Source organism: Pseudomonas asiatica (assembly GCF_009932335.1).
Lineage (GTDB): Bacteria > Pseudomonadota > Gammaproteobacteria > Pseudomonadales > Pseudomonadaceae > Aquipseudomonas > Aquipseudomonas asiatica.
Map to the genome: position 1 here is coordinate 2,299,265 of NZ_BLJF01000001.1, position 17,642 is coordinate 2,316,906.

Sequence of the window (17,642 nt, forward strand, 5' to 3'; positions counted from 1 at the left end):
AGATCAACGCCTCCTGGCAACCGCTCAGCTGCACGTGACCCTTTCCATGGTGGGTGGTGACCGCAGGTTGGCGTAACGGTGACGCAGGCTTTCCACGAACGTTTCGCCCGTACCGTTGCCCCCATAGAAGTAGATCTTGTGCAGGCCGCCAAACACCATTTCCTGATAGCGGCTGGCAACTTCCTCGTCACTCGCGCCCTCGGGCAACCCCAGGTGCAGCGTGAGCTTGTCGCCTTCGACCGCGAACATCGGTGTGTCCCAGAGGAACTTCGCCGTGCCGGTTCTGGGCAAGCGGACAAACAGGTAGGCATGGTTACCCAGCGAGTCGATATCGCCACCGCGGCGGCGCTTCCACTTCAACAAACCGTCATCCGGGCGCGCCAGGCAAAGGCCGATATCGTAATAGTCGAAGCCCTGCTCCAGTGCCCACTCCAGGGCCATGAAGGTGGTGATCGAATTTACCTCGCGCAACTTCCGTGCATCGGTGAACACCGCCTCGCAATAGCCGAAACGCAGGGTGCTCCAATAACGCTTGCCACCACGCCCCACTTCACAGCCCAGGTGGCAGCCGATCACTTCATCGCCCAAGGTGATCAAGTCGAGCCGACCGACGCCCCTGGCAATGCGGAACACTTCTTCAGTGGGAAACTGCGCGGCATGGATACCTTGCCTGGCGCTGGCATAAGGGCGCAGCAGGTAGCGGTCGGCCATGGCGATCTCGTCATCCGACCGGGCCTGGCGCATCTGGTACAGCGGCCGGTTCTTGCGGATGCTGCGCCGCAACTCGCTGTCGTAGCGCGCGGTGATATCCTCCAGCGAGCGCCCCAGCGGCACCACGGCGCTCAGGTAATGCGGTACCGACAATGCCCCCGACGTCGGCATTTCGCTGACCACCACCACGTGGTTGGCTGCTACCGTCGCGCTTGCGCTGTCAACAATTGCAGCATTGCCCGAACCCTTGCCGGCAATCAGCAGCTTGGCCATTTCCCGTTGCTGCTTCCGGCCGATATAGATGATTTCGTAGGGGCTTTCCTGCTGCAACCTGAACCTGGCGATTTCCCAGCGCCAGAAACAGGCACGCGCCATCGCTTCAGACACCTTGCTGGCCAGGTGTCTGATTTCGTAGCGTATGGAGGGCGAGACGAGTTTCCTCGCCGCTGCCGTCAAGGTCGCTTTCATTTCTTCTTCGACGTCCTTTGAGACACAGCATGGTCAATCGGAAAAGGACAGCAATTCAGTAAAAAGCACGTATCATGTTGATATTCGGAAATTATCCAGAAACCCCCATATCAATTAACAATTTAAGGTGCGCCCAAACACTTTATCAAGTGGCACTTTGATTGCATTTCCTTAAAGCTTCCTCACGCCATGTAAAGTTTCATGACGTCAAATTTCCTGCATGAATGGCCGATTCAGACAGCGAATTTCCATCGATATATCCAAGCCGCGTTATCCCATTACCACTCGCCTGTCTGGAATTGACGTTTGATGCCCCCTTTGCCTGAAAGGAGCGTCGACATGCCAGCCATCAATCCCCATCAACCCCTGCTTCAGGCGCAGCTGCCGCACTGGGCTCGCCAGGTAACGCCCAATCAGTGGGCCGCGTTGAAGCGAACCCAGGTCGCCCCGTGGAAGAGGCAGGACTGGTTCGCCAATGCTGCCCCCGACCTGCGTGAAGCAGCGTGTGCCAGCCAGGCGCGCCTGATGCAGGCGCAAGCAGCCTTGGCCAACTCACTCAAAGGCCTGAAACAAATCACAGAATTCGCCGAGCCATTGCTGCAACGGCGTCTTGCCGAACACGGCTTTCACGCGCAGCTGCGCAATAGCCAGCTATTGCGGGTCGAGCGCAACTGGCACTGGGCCGCCCTGCGCTATCTATTCAGCCATCGACGCGACAACCTGCTGCAGGCCGCGCTGCAGAACTTCGCCAGCGACGAGGTGTTCACTGCTGAAAGTGCCATTGCCCTGGGCGATAACATTCACGTCACGCCGATTCAGATACAAGGCGCCGTCCCCGTTGGCATGCAAGTGCCCATCGCCCACTTTCCATTGCAGTCGGAGCACTACCAGGTGGAACGGCTGCCACTCGCACCGGCCGCTTTCGCCACCCTGTGCCGTGACCTGGACCTGGGCAAGGCTTACCAGGCCCACCTGGAACAGCACCTCGCCCAACCCGCCACACGGGGCTTGGCCATCAGGGTGCAGAAAGACCGCCTGCGCCTGGCGGCCGACCTTGCCTATATGCGGCACCTGCTTGATGGCAGCACCCTTGACCAGATCGAACGGCTGTTGCAGGGTGGCACCGTACCGTGCTGGCAACTGGCGCTGTTCGGCACGCCCCTGCACGAGGTCATGCTGATCGATGCCGGCGGTGCGGGGCTGGCGCTGTATCTGCCCGGCCATGACCCGGCCCTGCGCCAATGCAGCAACCTGGACGCGGTACACGACACGCTGGCGACCTTGCTGCTGGAGCCCGATGCCCGCCAAGCCTTCACGGCCTACATCAGGCAGGACCAGCGCACGCACTTTCTCGACCTGTTGCAGCAGAACCTCGACGCCACAGGCAATACTGCCTATGACCGCCCTTGGCAGCGCGCAGCGCAAGCGGACCTGCGTCCCACACGCGTGGCCATCACGGCCGAGCCTTTCGGCCACTACCAGGACCTGCACCTGGCCCGCCTCAAGCACGAAGCCAGCCTGCTGGCGGTCCCCACCGCGATGGCCGATGCCAACGCGCGGGCCAGGCGCCTGGATGAGTGGGAAAACCTTGGCCTGGATGCACTGAATATTGCCGTGTTCTTCATCCCAGGTGCAGGCACCCTGATGCTGGCCGTCACGGCCTGCCAACTGCTCGGCGAGGCCTTCGAAGGCTACCAGGCCTGGCATGAAGGCGACCGTCACCTGGCGCTGCGCCACCTGGAGGCGGTTGGCCTGAACCTGGCCCTGATCGGCGGCTTCGTGGCGGCGGGCAAGGTGGTACCCAAGCTGTTCAACAGCCCGTTGATGGAAAGCCTGCAGCAGGTACGCGGCAGCGACGGGCGCTACCGGCTCTGGAATGAAGACCTCACCCCCTACCGCAGTGCCGTGACACTGCCGCAAACCCTGCAGCCCAATGCACTTGGCCAGTACCTGTACCAGGGCCGGTATTTCATCCGCATGGACGGCCAGCTCTTCGAACAACGCTTTGACCACAACCTGCAGCAATGGCGGGCCATTCACCCCGACACGCCCGATGCCTGGCAGCCACCGCTGGCGCACAATGCCCAAGGTGCCTGGCGCGGCCAGCATGAACAACCCGGCCAGTGGCCATTCGCGAAGCTGGCGCGCCGTCTTGGCGAGGCGTATGCCGCGTTTACACCAGAACAGCTGGCTAAGGCAGGGCGCCTCTGCGGCATCGACACCGCGCAGTTGCGCCGGGTGCACCTGGAAGGCCGAGCAACGCCCCCGCTGTTGCTCGATGCCCTGCAACGCATGGCGGCACAGGCCGAGGTCGAGGCGTTGGCCGACAAGGCCACGCCGGGCCTGTTCGAGCGCCTCTACAACGGCAGCGCGCCCACCACCCCGTCAACGCAGAAACTGCTCGCTGCCTATCCGCGGCTTTCCCCTGCCCTGGCCACGTGTTTGCTGACACCGCTGGGCGAGGCTGAATCGCTCGCCTGGCAACAGCAGGGTCAGCTACCCATTCAGGTTCGCCAGGCACTGGAACAGGTGCACAGCGAGCTGCCCCTGGTACGCGCCCTGGAGGGTGTGCTTCAGCCGGCCCGAGCCAGCAGCGACAGCGAACGCCTGCTGTTCAGCGCCCTGGATGCCATGCCCGACTGGCCTGCGGACCTGCGCCTGGAGCTGCATGGCGCAAGCCCCCAAGGCCCTTTGCTGGAGCATGTCGGCAGCGACCAGGCCAGCACACTGCGCCGTGTGATCAAAACGACCGAAGGCTATGAGGTCGACCGGGGCGAGCGCCCTGCACCTGGACCGCGTGATCCGGACCTCTGCCGTGCCATAGAGCAGGCACTGCCACGCTCGCATCGCGATACGCTGGGTTTCCCGACGGCCGATGGCAGCTCGCTACGCCAGCGCGTACTGGGTTGGGTCGACCTGCACAGGCAGACACTGGCCCAACGCCTCTGGGGTCATCGCGCGCTGCTGCGCAAGCCCATGGGCAGCTTGCGCGGCGGTCGGCCGCTTGACCCCGAACCGCCTCAGCCGCGCCTGGCAGGCTCGCTGGCCGGGGCCTATCGGCGCTTGTTCCCCGACGCCACCGACTGGGAATTCGAAAACTGGCTCGGCAACGACGAGGACAACCCGTACGTCGATGACATTCGCTCACCCACACAGCGGCTGCACGACCTGCAGCAGCGTCTGGATACTTTGCGCCGCGACCTGCATGAATGGGCCCGGCCCGATCCGCAGCGCCCTCACCAGCGGCACCTGGCCATCCGCCCCATCCTCAACGCCTGGCGGCGGCTGTCGACCGTAGCGCTTGAAGGGGGTGGCAGCCTGCACAGCCTGGACCTGTCCGGCCTGGAGCTGGACAACCAGGACTTGGCCAGCCTGGCCTTGCCAGACGACTTCACCCATGTGCAGCACCTGTCACTCAGCTACAACCGTTCGCTCAGCCAGTTGCCAACCGGGTTCTACGAGCGCTTCCCCAACCTCAATCGCCTGCTGCTGGCCGACTGCCGGTTCGACACCGTGCCCCGCCTGGGTAACACTGAGCACCTCGCCTGGGTGGATCTGGAAGGCAACCGCATTACCTGGAGTAGCCAAGCCCAGCAGGCACTGAACCGCTGCTCCGGGCTTGTAGTACTGGACCTTTCGGGCAACCCACTGCTGCAGGCCCCGGACCTGCGCGGGCTGGCCTACCTGAGGACGCTGTTCCTGAACCACTGTGCGCTCAGCGAATTGCCGCAAGGCCTGGATCAGATGATCGAGCCCATCATCCTGGACATTGGCGACAACCAACTGCTGCGGCTGCCTGACGGTTTCAACGTACCACGGCCAGTCGCAAACGCCCTGCGTCTGGAAAGCGAATGGCTGGGTTCACCAGTGCTTGCGCAGATCGAGGCCTACAACGCGATGCACCAAGTGGACCTGCTGGTGTGCGAAGGCGACTACCTGGAATTCTTCGAACAGACCGGCCCGGCCGAAATGGCCCTGTGGCAGCGATTGCCGCTGCAGTATCGGCGCGACCTCAGGCCCTTGCTTGAACTTGAACCGTTCGTGTCCCGCCCACGGCAAGCCCGTGCAGAGTTCTGGCGGCGCCTGGCCCTGATCGACGCAGACCCGGCCCTGCGCCAGCAATGGTTGACGCACCCACCCTATGACCTGTTCAACCTCCCGCTTTGACAGGGATACCGATGCCTGCCTGTCCAACAGGCAGGCGCGGGTGGTCATGTTAGGCCAGACTGGTGTTTTTCCGGCGAGCGGTGCATGCTCGCTGCTGAAGCGTTTCACCCAGCTCGAAACCCACCCAGCAATGTGAGGTGCAGTACCCATGGACCGTCTGCTCGATTCACTCTTCCCCAGCGCCGAGGACATCCCAGAAACCTGGCGCCTGGAAGCCCCCCTGGAACAACGCGACTACCTGGTGAACGGTGAGCTCAGGCGGTGGGACGGCCCACTGGCCACAGTGCGCAGCCCGGTCTGGCTCAAGGAAGGCGACGATGAGCACCAGGTGGTGTTGGGCAGCGCTCCACTGCTCGATGCCGACACCGCGCTCACCGCCCTCGATGCCGCCGTGCAGGCGTACGACAAAGGCCGTGGCGCCTGGCCGAACATGCGCGTGGCCGAGCGAATCCAGCATGTCGAAACCTTCCTGGCGCGCATGCGCGAGCAGCGCCAGGCCGTGGTCAAGCTGCTGATGTGGGAAATCGGCAAGAACCTCAAGGACTCGGAAAAGGAATTCGACCGCACCTGCGACTACATCGTCGATACCATCAACGCCCTCAAGGACCTCGACCGCCGTTCCAGCCGCTTCGAGCTGGAACAGGGCACGCTCGGCCAGATCCGCCGAGCACCGCTGGGCGTGGCCCTGTGCATGGGCCCATACAACTACCCGCTGAACGAGACCTTCACCACGCTGATCCCGGCGCTGATCATGGGCAACACCGTGGTGTTCAAGCCGGCCAAGTTCGGCGTGCTGCTGATTCGGCCGTTGCTCGAAGCCTTCCGCGACAGCTTCCCGCCGGGGGTGATCAACGTCATCTACGGCCGTGGCCGGGAAACGGTGAGCGCGCTGATGGCCAGCGGCAAGGTCGATGTGTTCGCCTTCATCGGCACGCACAAGGCCGCCAGCGACCTGAAGAAACTGCACCCGCGCCCGCACCGGTTGCGCGCCGCGCTGGGGCTGGATGCCAAGAACCCGGGCATCGTGCTGCCCCAGGTGGACCTCGACAACGCCGTCGAAGAGGCCGTCACTGGTGCGCTGTCGTTCAATGGCCAACGCTGCACGGCGCTGAAGATCCTGTTCGTGCACGAGGATGTGGTCGATGCGTTCCTCGACAAGTTCCAGCGCAAGCTGGCCGCGCTCAAGCCTGGCATGCCTTGGGAGCCTGGCGTGGCGCTGACACCGCTGCCCGAGCCCGGCAAGGTCGACTACCTCGATGGCCTGGTCGCCGATGCCACCGCCAAGGGCGCCCGCGTGCTCAACGAACGCGGCGGGCACAGCCGTGGCTCGTTCTTCTACCCCGCCGTGCTGTACCCGGTGAAGAGCGACATGCGCGTGTACCACGAGGAGCAGTTCGGCCCGCTGGTGCCGATAGTGCCCTACCGCGACCTGCAGACAGTGATCGACTATGTGCTGGACTCCGACTACGGCCAGCAACTGAGCCTGTTCGGCAATGACCCGGCGACCATCGGCAGCCTGGTCGACATCTTTGCCAACCAGGTCGGGCGCATCAACATCAATGCGCAATGTCAGCGCGGCCCCGACACCTACCCGTTCAACGGCCGCAAGAACAGCGCCGAAGGCACCCTGTCGGTACACGACGCCCTGCGAGTGTTCTCTATCCGCACGCTGGTCGCGACGCGCTTCCAGGAGGCCAACAAGGAACTGATCAGCGAGATCATTCGCAACCGGCAGTCGACCTTCCTGACCACCGACTACATCTTCTGACCGCCACGCTTATAGAGAATCGATCTATCACCCCTGTCGATTTTCCATCTGCGCAAACGACTCTAAGCAAAAGGGCGCCAACCGGCGCCCACTTCCAAGGAGAGTCGAACATGGCAGCCAAACCCATTCCCGAAGGCCAGCACAGCATTACGCCCTACCTGGCCATCAACGACGCCGCCCAGGCTATCGAGTTCTACAAGAAGGCCTTTGGCGCGGTGGAAATGTTCCGCCTCGATGCCCCTGGCGGCCGCGTTGGCCATGCCGAGCTGAAAATCGGCGATTCGTCGCTGATGCTGGGCGACCCCTGCGACATGGAAGGCGGCCTCACCGCCAGCCAGAAGCTCAGCGGCGCCAGCGTAGGCCTGCACCTGTATGTCGAGGACTGCGACAAGGTCTATGCCCAGGCCCTGACGGCCGGCGCCACCCAGCTGCGTGCAGTGACGGACCAGTTCTACGGCGACCGCAGCGGCACCCTGAAAGACCCCTTCGGCAACATCTGGTTCGTTTCCACCCACAAGGAGGACCTGACCCCCGATGAAATTCGCGCCCGTGCTGCGAAGATGTTCGCTGGCACTGCGCAGTAAGTTGAAAGCGGCGCCACTTTGCTTGAAGCTTGGGGCTCGTAGCTGGGAGCTGCTTCATGCGAATCATCGACAAAACCGCCGCACAGGTCCGTAGCCTGACCCCTGCAGAAGAAGAGCTGCTGGTCGGCTTTGCCACCGGCAGCCTCACCGGCCCGCGCCTGCTGCAGGCCAACCAGTTGCTGATGAAGGTGCGCAACGCCAACCAGTGGCTGGCCTGCGATTGCCGCAACGATGCCTTGCCGGTGCTGAATGTCACCCTCAACGGCAGCACCGGTACGCTGTTTCTCAAGAACAACCCGGGAACTGCCGAACACGCGCCTGGCTGCCCGTTCACCAAGGACGAGCGCGAAGCGACCGAGCGCGAGAACGACCCCGCGCCACCTGCTGCCTGGCTACCGCCCGACACACCGTTGCGCCTGATTGGTGATTTCCGCAGCAGCACCACCAGCAGTGGTGGCGACGGCAGCGAACGGCGTGAACAACAGCGCCTGCTGTCACTGTTGCTGACCTGGATCGAGACCAGCGGCCTGAACCTGTATGCCACGCACCTGAAAAAGGACCTGACCGGGCAGTTTGCCGAGTTGCGCAGCGTTGCCAGCCGCTATCCGCTGCTGGAACGGGTGCCCGCAAGCAACTACCTGGAAACCCGCCTGGACATGAAGCACATGATGATGCTCAAGTCCCGCCTGCGTGAAGCCACGGTGTTCGGCAACCACCGCCGCCACGGCCTGCTGCTGGATTGCGTGGACCAGATCAAGGGACGCAAGCTGTTCAATAACCGAAGTGACGACGGCTTCGACTTCCAGGGGCACCACCTCTACTGGGGCGGCAACCGCACCAGCGGGCCATTGCTGGCGCTGATGCTCTATTCACCGACCAGTGCCGGCAGCCATTACTACGAACTGATCCATGTGGCCAGCGTGCCGGTGCTATCGCGTGCTCATCTGTTCCCGGTTTACCGCGATGAAGAACGCGAGCCGCTCAAGGCCCTGGTGTCGCTGGTCGACTGGATGGCCGGCAAAGGCGTGAAAGTGCAGATGCGCCGGCCGGTGATCGGCGGCCAGGTGATGGACGAACTGGTAATGACCTCAAACCAGGACCGGGTGTTGTCGGTATCGTTGCTGGAGCAGCCAATCGGCCCCGAACCGGATACCGAGAACTTCAAGCGCTACGCCGACTTCAAGAGCCTGGAAACCTTCCGCAAATTCGTCGCCGGCTTCTTCATGCGTGAGCGCTGAGCCCCCTCTACCGGCACACACAAAACCTTGTAGGAGCGGCCTTGTGTCGCGATGGGCTGCAAAGCAGCCCCTGCCATTCATGCACTAGTGCTGAAACCCAGGGGCCGCTTCGCGGCCCATCGCCGGCAAGCCAGCTCCCACCTGGACCGCACCAACCTCAAGCCATGCGCCGTCCCTGTGGGAGCGGGCGTGCCCGCGAAGAGGCCCATACAGGCTGCATGAGGTTTGCGTATCAACCCAGGAACAGCTTGTAAGCCGGGTTGTCGGTCTCATCCCAGTACCGGTACCCCATCTCATCCAGCGCCAGCGGCAACCCCGCCAACTCATCCCCCGGTACTTCCAGCGCCGCAAATACCCGTGCTTCTGCCGCGCCATGGTTGCGGTAATGGAACAAGCTGATATTCCAGCGCTTGCCAAGCCGTTCCAGAAAGCCCAGCAAAGCACCCGGGCGCTCGGGGAATTCGAAGCGCAGCACCCGCTCGTCAGCCCCGGGCGCGGCATGGCCGCCAACGGTATGGCGCACATGCAGCTTGGCCAGTTCGTTGTCGGTCAGGTCCAGCACGCTGTAGCCCTGCTCACGCAGGCTGGCCAGCAACTGCTCACGCGGGTCGTGTAGTGGGTGTGTCTGCACCCCAACGAACAGCCGCGCCTCCTTGCCAGGGTAATAGCGGTAGTTGAACTCGGTGATCTGCCGCTTGCCCAGGGCCTGGCAGAAGGCGCGGAAGCTGCCCGGCTGCTCCGGAATGGTGACAGCGATGATCGCCTCGCGCTGCTCGCCCAGTTCGGCACGCTCGGCCACATGGCGCAGGCGGTCGAAATTGACGTTGGCCCCGGAGTCGATGGCCACCAGGGTCTGCCCCTGCACGCCGTCGCGCGCCACATATTTCTTGATCCCCGCCACGGCCAGGGCGCCTGACGGCTCGGTGATCGAGCGGGTATCGTCGTAGATGTCCTTGATCGCCGCGCACAGCTCGTCGCTGCTCACGGTCACCACTTCATCAACGAAGTGCCGGCACAACTCGAAGCAATGGGCGCCGATCTGCGCTACCGCCACGCCATCTGCGAAGGTGCCGACCTGCGGCAGGATCACCCGCTCACCGGCCGCCATGGCAGCCTGCAGGCAGTTGGAGTCCTCCGGCTCGACGCCGATCACCTTCACCTCCGGGCGCAGGTACTTCACATAAGCGGCAATACCCGCGATCAGACCACCACCGCCCACTGGCACGAAGATGGCGTCCAGCGCACCCGGGCGCTGGCGCAGGATTTCCATGGCCACGGTGCCCTGCCCGGCGATCACATCCGGGTCGTCGAACGGTGGCACGAAGGTGGCGCCTTCGCTGTCGGCCAGTTTCAGCGCATGGGCCAAGGCATGGGGGAAGCTCTCGCCGTGCAGCACAACATGGCCACCTCGCGAACGTACCCCTTCCACCTTCAGCGACGGCGTGGTGGTAGGCATGACGATGGTGGCCTTCATGCCCAGGTGCGATGCCGCCAGGGCCACGCCCTGGGCATGGTTGCCCGCAGAGGCGGTGATCACCCCGCGCTCGCGCTGCACGGTACTCAGCCGTGACAGGCGGGTATAAGCACCGCGGATCTTGAACGAAAAGGTAGGTTGCAGGTCTTCCCGCTTCAGCAATACCTGGTTGCCCAGGCTGGCAGACAACGCAGGCGCAGCTTGCAAAGGTGTTTCGATGGCCAGGTCGTACACCGGGGCGGCAAGAATGCGCCGCACCTGCTCCGACAGCAGTTGCTGGGGGGTGACGGTAGAACGAGGGCTGACGAAGCTGGTCATCGATGACTCCTTGGCTGTGTTCACGTTGCCCAGGAGTCAGAGAGAAGAAACCCGCCTCCAGGGCGGGTTCGGTGCACGTACGCGCTAGCCCGCCAAACTGATAATGGCGGTAATAATAATGGCGTTGACGTGCTGGAAAGTTTTCATGGGGTAGGAACTTAGCCGGTAGCGCAGCACAAAGTCAACACTTGGCCTGCTGCGCCGAAAGCGGCACATCGAACACCTTGTCGAAGCCCCACTGGAAGACAAACGCATAAACGAAGAAAAACACGAACAACGCCAGGTTGGTCAGCAACGCCGCCCACAGGCTGACATCCAGCCAGTACGCCACCAGCGGCAGCAGGATCAGCACCAGCCCGCCCTCGAAGCCCAGCGCATGCAGCAGACGCCGCAGGAAAGTGCGCTCACGCCGGTGCTGGCGCGCTTCCCAGCGTTCGAACACCCAGTTGTAGGCCATGTTCCAGCTCATCGCGATGCCCGACATCAGCACCGACAGCACGGTCGACTGCGCCATGCCGGCACCGAACGCCAGCTCCAGCGCGGGCGCCACGCAGGCGACGGCGATGGCCTCGTAAAGGATGGCCTGGACGATCTTGCGTGCCTTGCCTTGCATGTTCAGCTCCCTGGGTAAACGACCTGTAAAACTACAAGAAGTGGCCCACAAGAAAAAGCCTGAAATTTGGACAACCCCGCGTTCGGCTGCTTGTATCTATCCAGTACAAACGGCAGCAAGTCGTACAACTTCGTCCAGGGAATCGAACGAGGATAAAGACGATGGCCCACCCCTTCCTGTCGGTGACCGGCAAATGAGCCTGGTATTCATCGACTTCCTCACCTACGTGCTGTTCGGCCTGAAGATCCTCGCGATCATCCTGGCCTCGCTGATGTTCCTGCTGGGTCTGGATGATCTGTTCATCGACCTGTGCTACTGGGGCCGCAAGCTGATCCGGCGCTTTCGCATCTACGACAAGTACGAGAAAGCCGACGAAAAACGCCTGTTCGAGGTGCCGGAGAAACCGCTGGCCATCATGGTCCCAGCCTGGAACGAAGTGGGCGTGGTGGGCGAGATGGCGCGCCTGGCAGCCTCGACCATCGACTACGAGAACTACCAGATCTTCGTCGGCACCTACCCCAACGACCCGCAAACCCAGGCCGATGTCGACGCCGTGTGCCTGCACTACCCCAACGTGCACAAGGTGGTCTGCGCCCGCCCCGGCCCCACCAGCAAGGCCGACTGCCTGAACAACATCATCGACGCGCTGCTGCGCTTCCAGCAGGACGCCGGCATCGAGTTTGCCGGTTTCATCCTGCACGACGCCGAAGACGTGATCTCGCCCATGGAGCTGCGCCTGTTCAACTACCTGCTGCCGAACAAGGACATGATCCAGATCCCGGTGTACCCCTACGCACCGGAATGGAAAGGCTTCACCGCCGGCCACTATGTCGACGAGTTCGCCGAAAACCACGGCAAGGACGTGATCGTGCGCGAGGCCCTGACCGGCCAGGTGCCCAGCGCCGGGGTCGGCACCTGCTTCAGCCGCCGCGCCATCAGCGCGCTGCTCGAGGACGGCGACGGCATCGCCTTCGACGTACAGAGCCTCACCGAAGACTACGACATCGGCTTCCGCCTGAAGCAGAAGGGCATGAAGTGCATTTTCGCCCGCTACTCCATCACCGACCCGGCGCTGACCCTGAAGCAGGAATGGCGCCCGGGCATGAGCCGCGAATTTTCCCAGGTGATCTGCGTGCGCGAGCACTTCCCGCGCGACTGGCAGCATGCCATCCGGCAAAAGTCGCGGTGGATCGTCGGCATCGTGTTCCAGGGCACCAGCAACCTCGGCTGGAGTCGCAAGGGCGCGCTCAACTACTTCCTCTGGCGCGACCGCCGCGGGCTGTTCGCCTACCTGCTGAGTTTCCTGGTCAACCTGTTGCTGCTGGTGTTGCTGGCCATGTGGCTGGTCACGGTGATTGCGCCGGAGTCGTGGCGCTTCATGTCGATCCTCAGCGACAGCTGGCTGCTGACCACCTTGCTGTGGCTGAACGGGCTGATGCTGTTCAACCGCTTGTTCCAGCGCGCCTGGTTCGTCACCCGCTTCTATGGCATCGGCGAAGGGCTGCTGTCGGCACCGCGGATGATGTGGAGCAACTTCGTCAACTTCTTCGCCAACCTGCGTGCCCTGCGCCAGGTGATGGAAATGGGTGACTCGCGGCGCGTGGCCTGGGACAAGACCACCCACGAATTCCCCGCCATCGCTGCCCCCGCCCGCACGCCGCTGGGTCAGCGCCTGGTGGCCAAGGGCCTGATCAGCGACGAACAACTGCAACAGGCGATCACCAGCCCGGTACGCCGGCGCCTGGGCCGCGAGCTGCTGCTGCGCGGCTGGCTGAATAGCGAACAGCTGGTCGCCACCCTGGCTGAGCAGATGGACCTGCCCTGGGCGCCGCTGAACCCGTTCAAGCTCGACCCGCAGCTGATCGCCAAACTGCCGCGCAAGCTGGCGACGCACTATGGCGTGCTGCCGGTGGCCGAAGACGGCGACACGCTGGTACTGGCCAGCGAAAGCCCGGTGAGCCAGGTGTCGCTGGGGGTAATCAGCCGCCACCTGAAGCGCCCGGTCAGCGCCCGCCTGGCGCCCCAGGGCCGGGTGACCCTGGGCCTGCGCTACCACTACCCAAGCCCCTGGCAGAAGCCGGAAACCCGCGACATGCTGGCCATCCTCGAGCGTCACCAGGACGACGAAGTGCTGCTGGAACAGGTCAGCCATCACCAGGTAATGCTCGGCGCCCTGCTGCAGGTGCGCGGCATGGTCCCGGTCACTTTGTTCAACCAGGCGCTGATCGACTTCGACCCGGAACACCAGAGCCTCGGCGAGCACCTGATCGCCCGCGGCATCATCACCGAGCAGGTGCTGCAGCAGGCGCTGATCGAACAGGCCAGCGAACAGCAGGCCGCCTTTGACCTGACCCGGGAGGTGGCATGAAGCCGCGCTTTTCCCTCACCTTCACTGGCTTGTTGCTGTGTTCCGCCGCCCTGCCCTGCGCCGCTTCGGCGCCGATGACCGACTTTCAGCGGTTCACCAGTTACCCGTTCATGGAGCGCAGCTACCGCGAAGCGAAGAAGGACAACTGGGCCGAGGTCGAACGCCTGACCCGCCACGTGCTGGGCCGGGTGCCGAACAACGACGAAGCGCGTGCACTGCTGGTGGAGGCACTGGCTCATCAGCGCCGCTACAAGGAGGCCGAAGCCCTTGCCGAACAACTGGGTGACAGCCCCGAACACGCCAACGCCCTGCTGGAACTACGCTTGACCTGGATCGAACAGGACCCACCGCCGGCCAGCCAGGTGGAACAATGGCTGGCCAGCAGCGACGGCGCTCAACGGGTTCGCCTGTGGCAGGCCTACAGCCTGAGCCTGGCCAGATTCGGGGGTGCTGCCAGGGCGCTGGACTGGCTCAACCATCTGCCGCCACAGGGCGACGGCCAAGTGCTGCGCCTGGCCCGAGCCAACTTCGCCGAACAACTGCGCAACTGGAAGGAAACCATCGAGCAGTTACAGCCGCTGGCCGAGCAAGGCCAATTGCCTGCGCAGGACTGGCAGCGCCTGGCCAATGCGTATATCCAGCAGGTGGATGAAAAAGGGTTGAACGCGCTGTTGCCCAGCGCCCCTTCCCCCGAAGCAGCCAACCAGGCCCGCCTGGCCATGGCCAACCGCGCCATCGCCGTCGGCCAGAACCAGCAGGCCCGGCATTGGCTGCAGGCACTGCCCGCCGAGCAGTTGAACCAGCCCGAGCAGCGCCAGCAACTGTGGGAGCTGGCCCGCGCAGGCGACGACGCGCCGCTGGTGCAGCGCCTGAGCAACGAACTGCAACGCCCCTGCCTGGAAACCGTCGACTGGCTGTCGCGCCGCGACCCGCAGCTGGCGCGCGAGCAGTTCAAGGGCTGCACAGCCAGCACTGACCCAAAGGCCTACGCCGTGCTCAAGCAACGCCTGTACGGCGACCCGCCCCAGCCCCCGCAACCACGTACCGCCGCCGAGTGGGAGCAACGCTATCGGCAGAGCGGCGATATGGCCGCACTGGAGCAAGCTACCTTCCTGCTGATGCAGCAAGGCCATGACGAACACGCCCGGCAATTGCTGGAGCAGGCCTACGACCGCCACCAAGGCCGCCTTGCACCGTCGCTGCTGCAACGCCTTGGCAACCTGTATGCACGTAACGACGGGCCGCTGGACACCCGCCGCATGCTCGGCCTGGTCCCTCGGGTCGACGCCAGTACCCGGGCCCAGTTGCTCGGCCGCCTTGCCGAGGCTGGCCAGTGCGATGCCGTGCGCCAGGCAGTACCGGCCACCCCGAGCGAACCTGGCCAGTACCGCGCCCTGGGCCGCTGCGCCATGCCCGACCAGCCAGGCGAAGCGGTGGTCTACTACCAGGCCGCCGAGCGCCTGGGCGACAGCGGGAGCCGCCTGCCCCTGGCCTATGCCCTGGAAGCCGCTGGTGACTCCGAAGCGGCCCTGCCCATCTGGCGCACCCAGCCGGACAGCGCCTGGACCGACAACGCCCGCCTCACTGCCGCTCGCGGCGCGTTGAACGCCGGCGACGCACAAGCGGCCCGGCGCTATTGGGACGCCGCCGCACACGATAGCGCCGACGATTGGGCCCTGGGTGCCGCCATCGCCCAGCGCCAAGGCGATTACCAGGCGGCGCTGGGCTTCCAGCGCCAGGCCCTGGCACACAACCCGCGGGCCGACCACTACTACGCGGCCTCCAGCACCGCGCAACTGGCTGGCGACAGTGCCCAGAGCAGCGCCTGGCTGGCAGAAGCCGTGCGCCTGGCTCCCGACCAGCCACGCTACCGCGCCGACTACGGCATGCGCCTGGCCGGCTCGACGGACAAGGCCCAGCGCCGCCAGTCGATCCCCTACCTGGAACGCGCCACCCACGACTTCCCCGAGGACTACCGCCTTGGCGAGACGCTGGCCTTGCGCTACGACGAAGCCGAAGACAGCGCTTCGGCGCGCCGCGAACTGCGCCGCATCCTCGATGTGGAGCAGGACCTGGTCGACGGCGACGACGAATACGGCAGCCTGGAAGCGCGCAAGTACCGCCAGCGCCGCGCCCACGAAAGCCTGTCACGGCGCGACACCATCACCCTGGCCAGCACCTGGTCGCCGGCCGGCACCTCGACCAACGACAAGTTCCTCGACAATGGCCAGCGCAGCGGCACTTCGCGCCGCGCGCAATCGCAGAACGTGCAACTGGCCATGTGGGACCACGCCCTGGGCGAAGAGCCCAGCCGCAACGGCAGCACCCTGTCTGTGTATGGCCGCGTGCTGTTCGGTGGGCAAAGCCGCACCGACTACGCGCAAAGCATGGGTACCGGTGTCGGCCTGCGCTACAAACCATTCGGCCAGGCCAACCTCAACCTGTATGCCGAGCTGTACCACCAGCGTCAGATCGACGAGGAACACTACCGCGGGCTGAGCCTGGGCCAACTGCTTAGCCCCGCCAAGGTCGGCGGCAACTGGGGCGACCTGCGTCACCACGCCGAATCGAGCAACGACCTGCTGTTGCGGGCCACCGCTTCTTTCCTCGACCAGGGCGACTGGCGCAACGACTGGCGGGTCGATGAAGACGACTGGAACGAACGCTTCCTCTACCTCGACGCCGCCTGGTGGACCCGTGCCGGCGACCACGCCTGGCTGTCGCGCTACCAGCAAGGCCACGCCTGGAAGCTGCCGGGCAGCTCACCGCAAACCATCATGCCCTATGGTTTTGTCGAGTTTTCCAGCCAGGACCCGAGCAACGACTGGCGCCAGGACGCCCGGGCCGGGGTGGGCGTGCGCTGGCAATGGTGGTTCGATGACGACCGCTACAATGCCTACCGCGGTTCGCTGAAAGTGCGTGCCGAGTACCAGCAATCGCTGGGCGGCAATCTATACGAGCGCGCCAATGGCGTGCTGGTCGGTGCGGAGATGACCTTCTGATGCGTACGTTCCTAGCCCTCTGCCTGGTTGCCCTGTGCCTGCCAGCCAGCGCCGACCAGCGCCTGTTCTACCAACCCCTCAACCGCGACGCCAATGTCACCCCCGCCCAGTGGCAGCAACTGTGGCACGCCACCGTGGCCCAGGGCGGCAAAACCCTGATCGTGCAGTGGAGCGCCTATGGCGACAGCGATTTCGGCGGTGCCCAGGGCTGGCTGGCCGACAGCCTGCGCAGCGCGCGTGCCCAGGGCCTGCAACTGGTGCTGGGGCTGTACATGGACCCGGCCTATTACCAGCGCATCGACGAGCTGGACGGTGAAGGCCTGAACAGCTACTGGAAGGCGCAGCTGGGGCGCTCGCTCAGCCAGTATCAGCAACTGCGCCAGGCGTGGCAGTTGCCGGTGGACGGCTGGTACCTGCCCATGGAGCTGGACGACCATCACTTTCGCGAGGCCGAGCGCCGGGATGCCCTGCGCAGCCAGTTGCAGGCCTTCAACCGGCAACTGGACAAGCCTTTGCACATCAGTGCTTTCAGCGCCGGCAAACTCTCACCGCGGGTCAATGCCGCATGGCTGGATCAACTGGCCGGGTTGGGCTTGACTGTGTGGTGGCAGGATGGCGCCGGGACCGGGCGCTTGCCCGCGTTGGTGCGCCAGGGTTACGAGCAGGCTTTGCCGTGCCGGGTTGGCGTGGTGCGCGAGGCGTTCCGCCAGGTGAGCGCGCCAGGCCAGGCGTTTCGGGCTGAGCCTGCCCAGCCGAAGCTGGGCGCCGGGTGCCATGCCGAGGCGGTGTTCGACCTGCGTTACCGGCCATGGGCCCGGGGTGTTCTGCCCACCAATTGAGTCCCCAGGCCTGGCCTCTTCGCAGCACAAGGCTGCTCCTACAGGAGAAATGCGTCACCTGTAGGAGCAGCCTTGTGCTGCGAAAGGGCCGG

General features: G+C 64.3%; 10 protein-coding genes. 7 read left to right on the forward strand and 3 right to left on the reverse strand.

Annotation, left to right across the window (positions count from 1 at the left end; all coding sequences use genetic code 11):
- Positions 1–24: 24 nt before the first annotated feature.
- Complete coding sequence (locus GYA95_RS10705) at positions 25–1,179, reverse strand: GNAT family protein (protein WP_043935668.1); 1,155 nt, start codon at positions 1,177–1,179, stop codon at positions 25–27.
- A gap of 339 nt (positions 1,180–1,518) precedes the next feature.
- Between GYA95_RS10705 and GYA95_RS10710 the strand changes: the two genes are divergently transcribed.
- From GYA95_RS10710 to GYA95_RS10725, 4 genes are all read left to right on the forward strand, one after another.
- A complete protein-coding gene (locus GYA95_RS10710) occupies positions 1,519–5,346 on the forward strand; it encodes a leucine-rich repeat domain-containing protein (protein WP_015270554.1) in 3,828 nt (1,275 codons plus the stop codon).
- Between the two features lie 148 nt (positions 5,347–5,494).
- Positions 5,495–7,114 (forward strand): NADP-dependent glyceraldehyde-3-phosphate dehydrogenase, encoded by a 1,620-nt coding sequence (locus GYA95_RS10715; protein WP_015270555.1) that lies wholly within the window; start codon positions 5,495–5,497, stop codon positions 7,112–7,114.
- A gap of 110 nt (positions 7,115–7,224) precedes the next feature.
- Positions 7,225–7,698 carry a VOC family protein gene (locus tag GYA95_RS10720; protein WP_015270556.1) on the forward strand — a complete coding sequence of 158 codons (474 nt, stop codon included), beginning with the start codon at positions 7,225–7,227 and terminating at the stop codon, positions 7,696–7,698.
- A 56-nt stretch (positions 7,699–7,754) separates the two neighbouring features.
- Positions 7,755–8,936, forward strand: a complete 1,182-nt coding sequence (locus tag GYA95_RS10725; RefSeq protein ID WP_015270557.1) for a hypothetical protein — start codon at positions 7,755–7,757, stop codon at positions 8,934–8,936.
- A 232-nt stretch (positions 8,937–9,168) separates the two neighbouring features.
- Here GYA95_RS10725 and ilvA read toward each other — a convergent pair whose 3' ends face one another.
- Complete coding sequence (gene ilvA / locus GYA95_RS10730) at positions 9,169–10,728, reverse strand: threonine ammonia-lyase, biosynthetic (protein ID WP_015270558.1); 1,560 nt, start codon at positions 10,726–10,728, stop codon at positions 9,169–9,171.
- A gap of 181 nt (positions 10,729–10,909) precedes the next feature.
- Positions 10,910–11,341 carry a PACE efflux transporter gene (locus GYA95_RS10735; protein ID WP_003259966.1) on the reverse strand — a complete coding sequence of 144 codons (432 nt, stop codon included), beginning with the start codon at positions 11,339–11,341 and terminating at the stop codon, positions 10,910–10,912.
- A 193-nt stretch (positions 11,342–11,534) separates the two neighbouring features.
- Here GYA95_RS10735 and nfrB point away from each other — a divergent pair, with 193 nt between their 5' ends.
- The 3 genes from nfrB to GYA95_RS10750 are packed head-to-tail and all read left to right on the forward strand — an operon-like array spanning position 11,535 to position 17,550.
- Positions 11,535–13,709, forward strand: a complete 2,175-nt coding sequence (gene nfrB, locus GYA95_RS10740) for a cyclic di-3',5'-guanylate-activated glycosyltransferase NfrB (RefSeq protein WP_013972834.1) — start codon at positions 11,535–11,537, stop codon at positions 13,707–13,709.
- Positions 13,706–16,711, forward strand: coding sequence for a phage receptor (locus GYA95_RS10745; RefSeq protein ID WP_015270559.1), 3,006 nt, complete (start codon positions 13,706–13,708; stop codon positions 16,709–16,711). Before nfrB ends, GYA95_RS10745 begins: the two co-directional genes overlap by 4 nt.
- Positions 16,711–17,550 (forward strand): DUF4434 family protein, encoded by an 840-nt coding sequence (locus GYA95_RS10750; protein ID WP_015270560.1) that lies wholly within the window; start codon positions 16,711–16,713, stop codon positions 17,548–17,550. The genes GYA95_RS10745 and GYA95_RS10750 overlap by 1 nt, the downstream gene beginning before the upstream one ends.
- Positions 17,551–17,642: the final 92 nt, after the last annotated feature.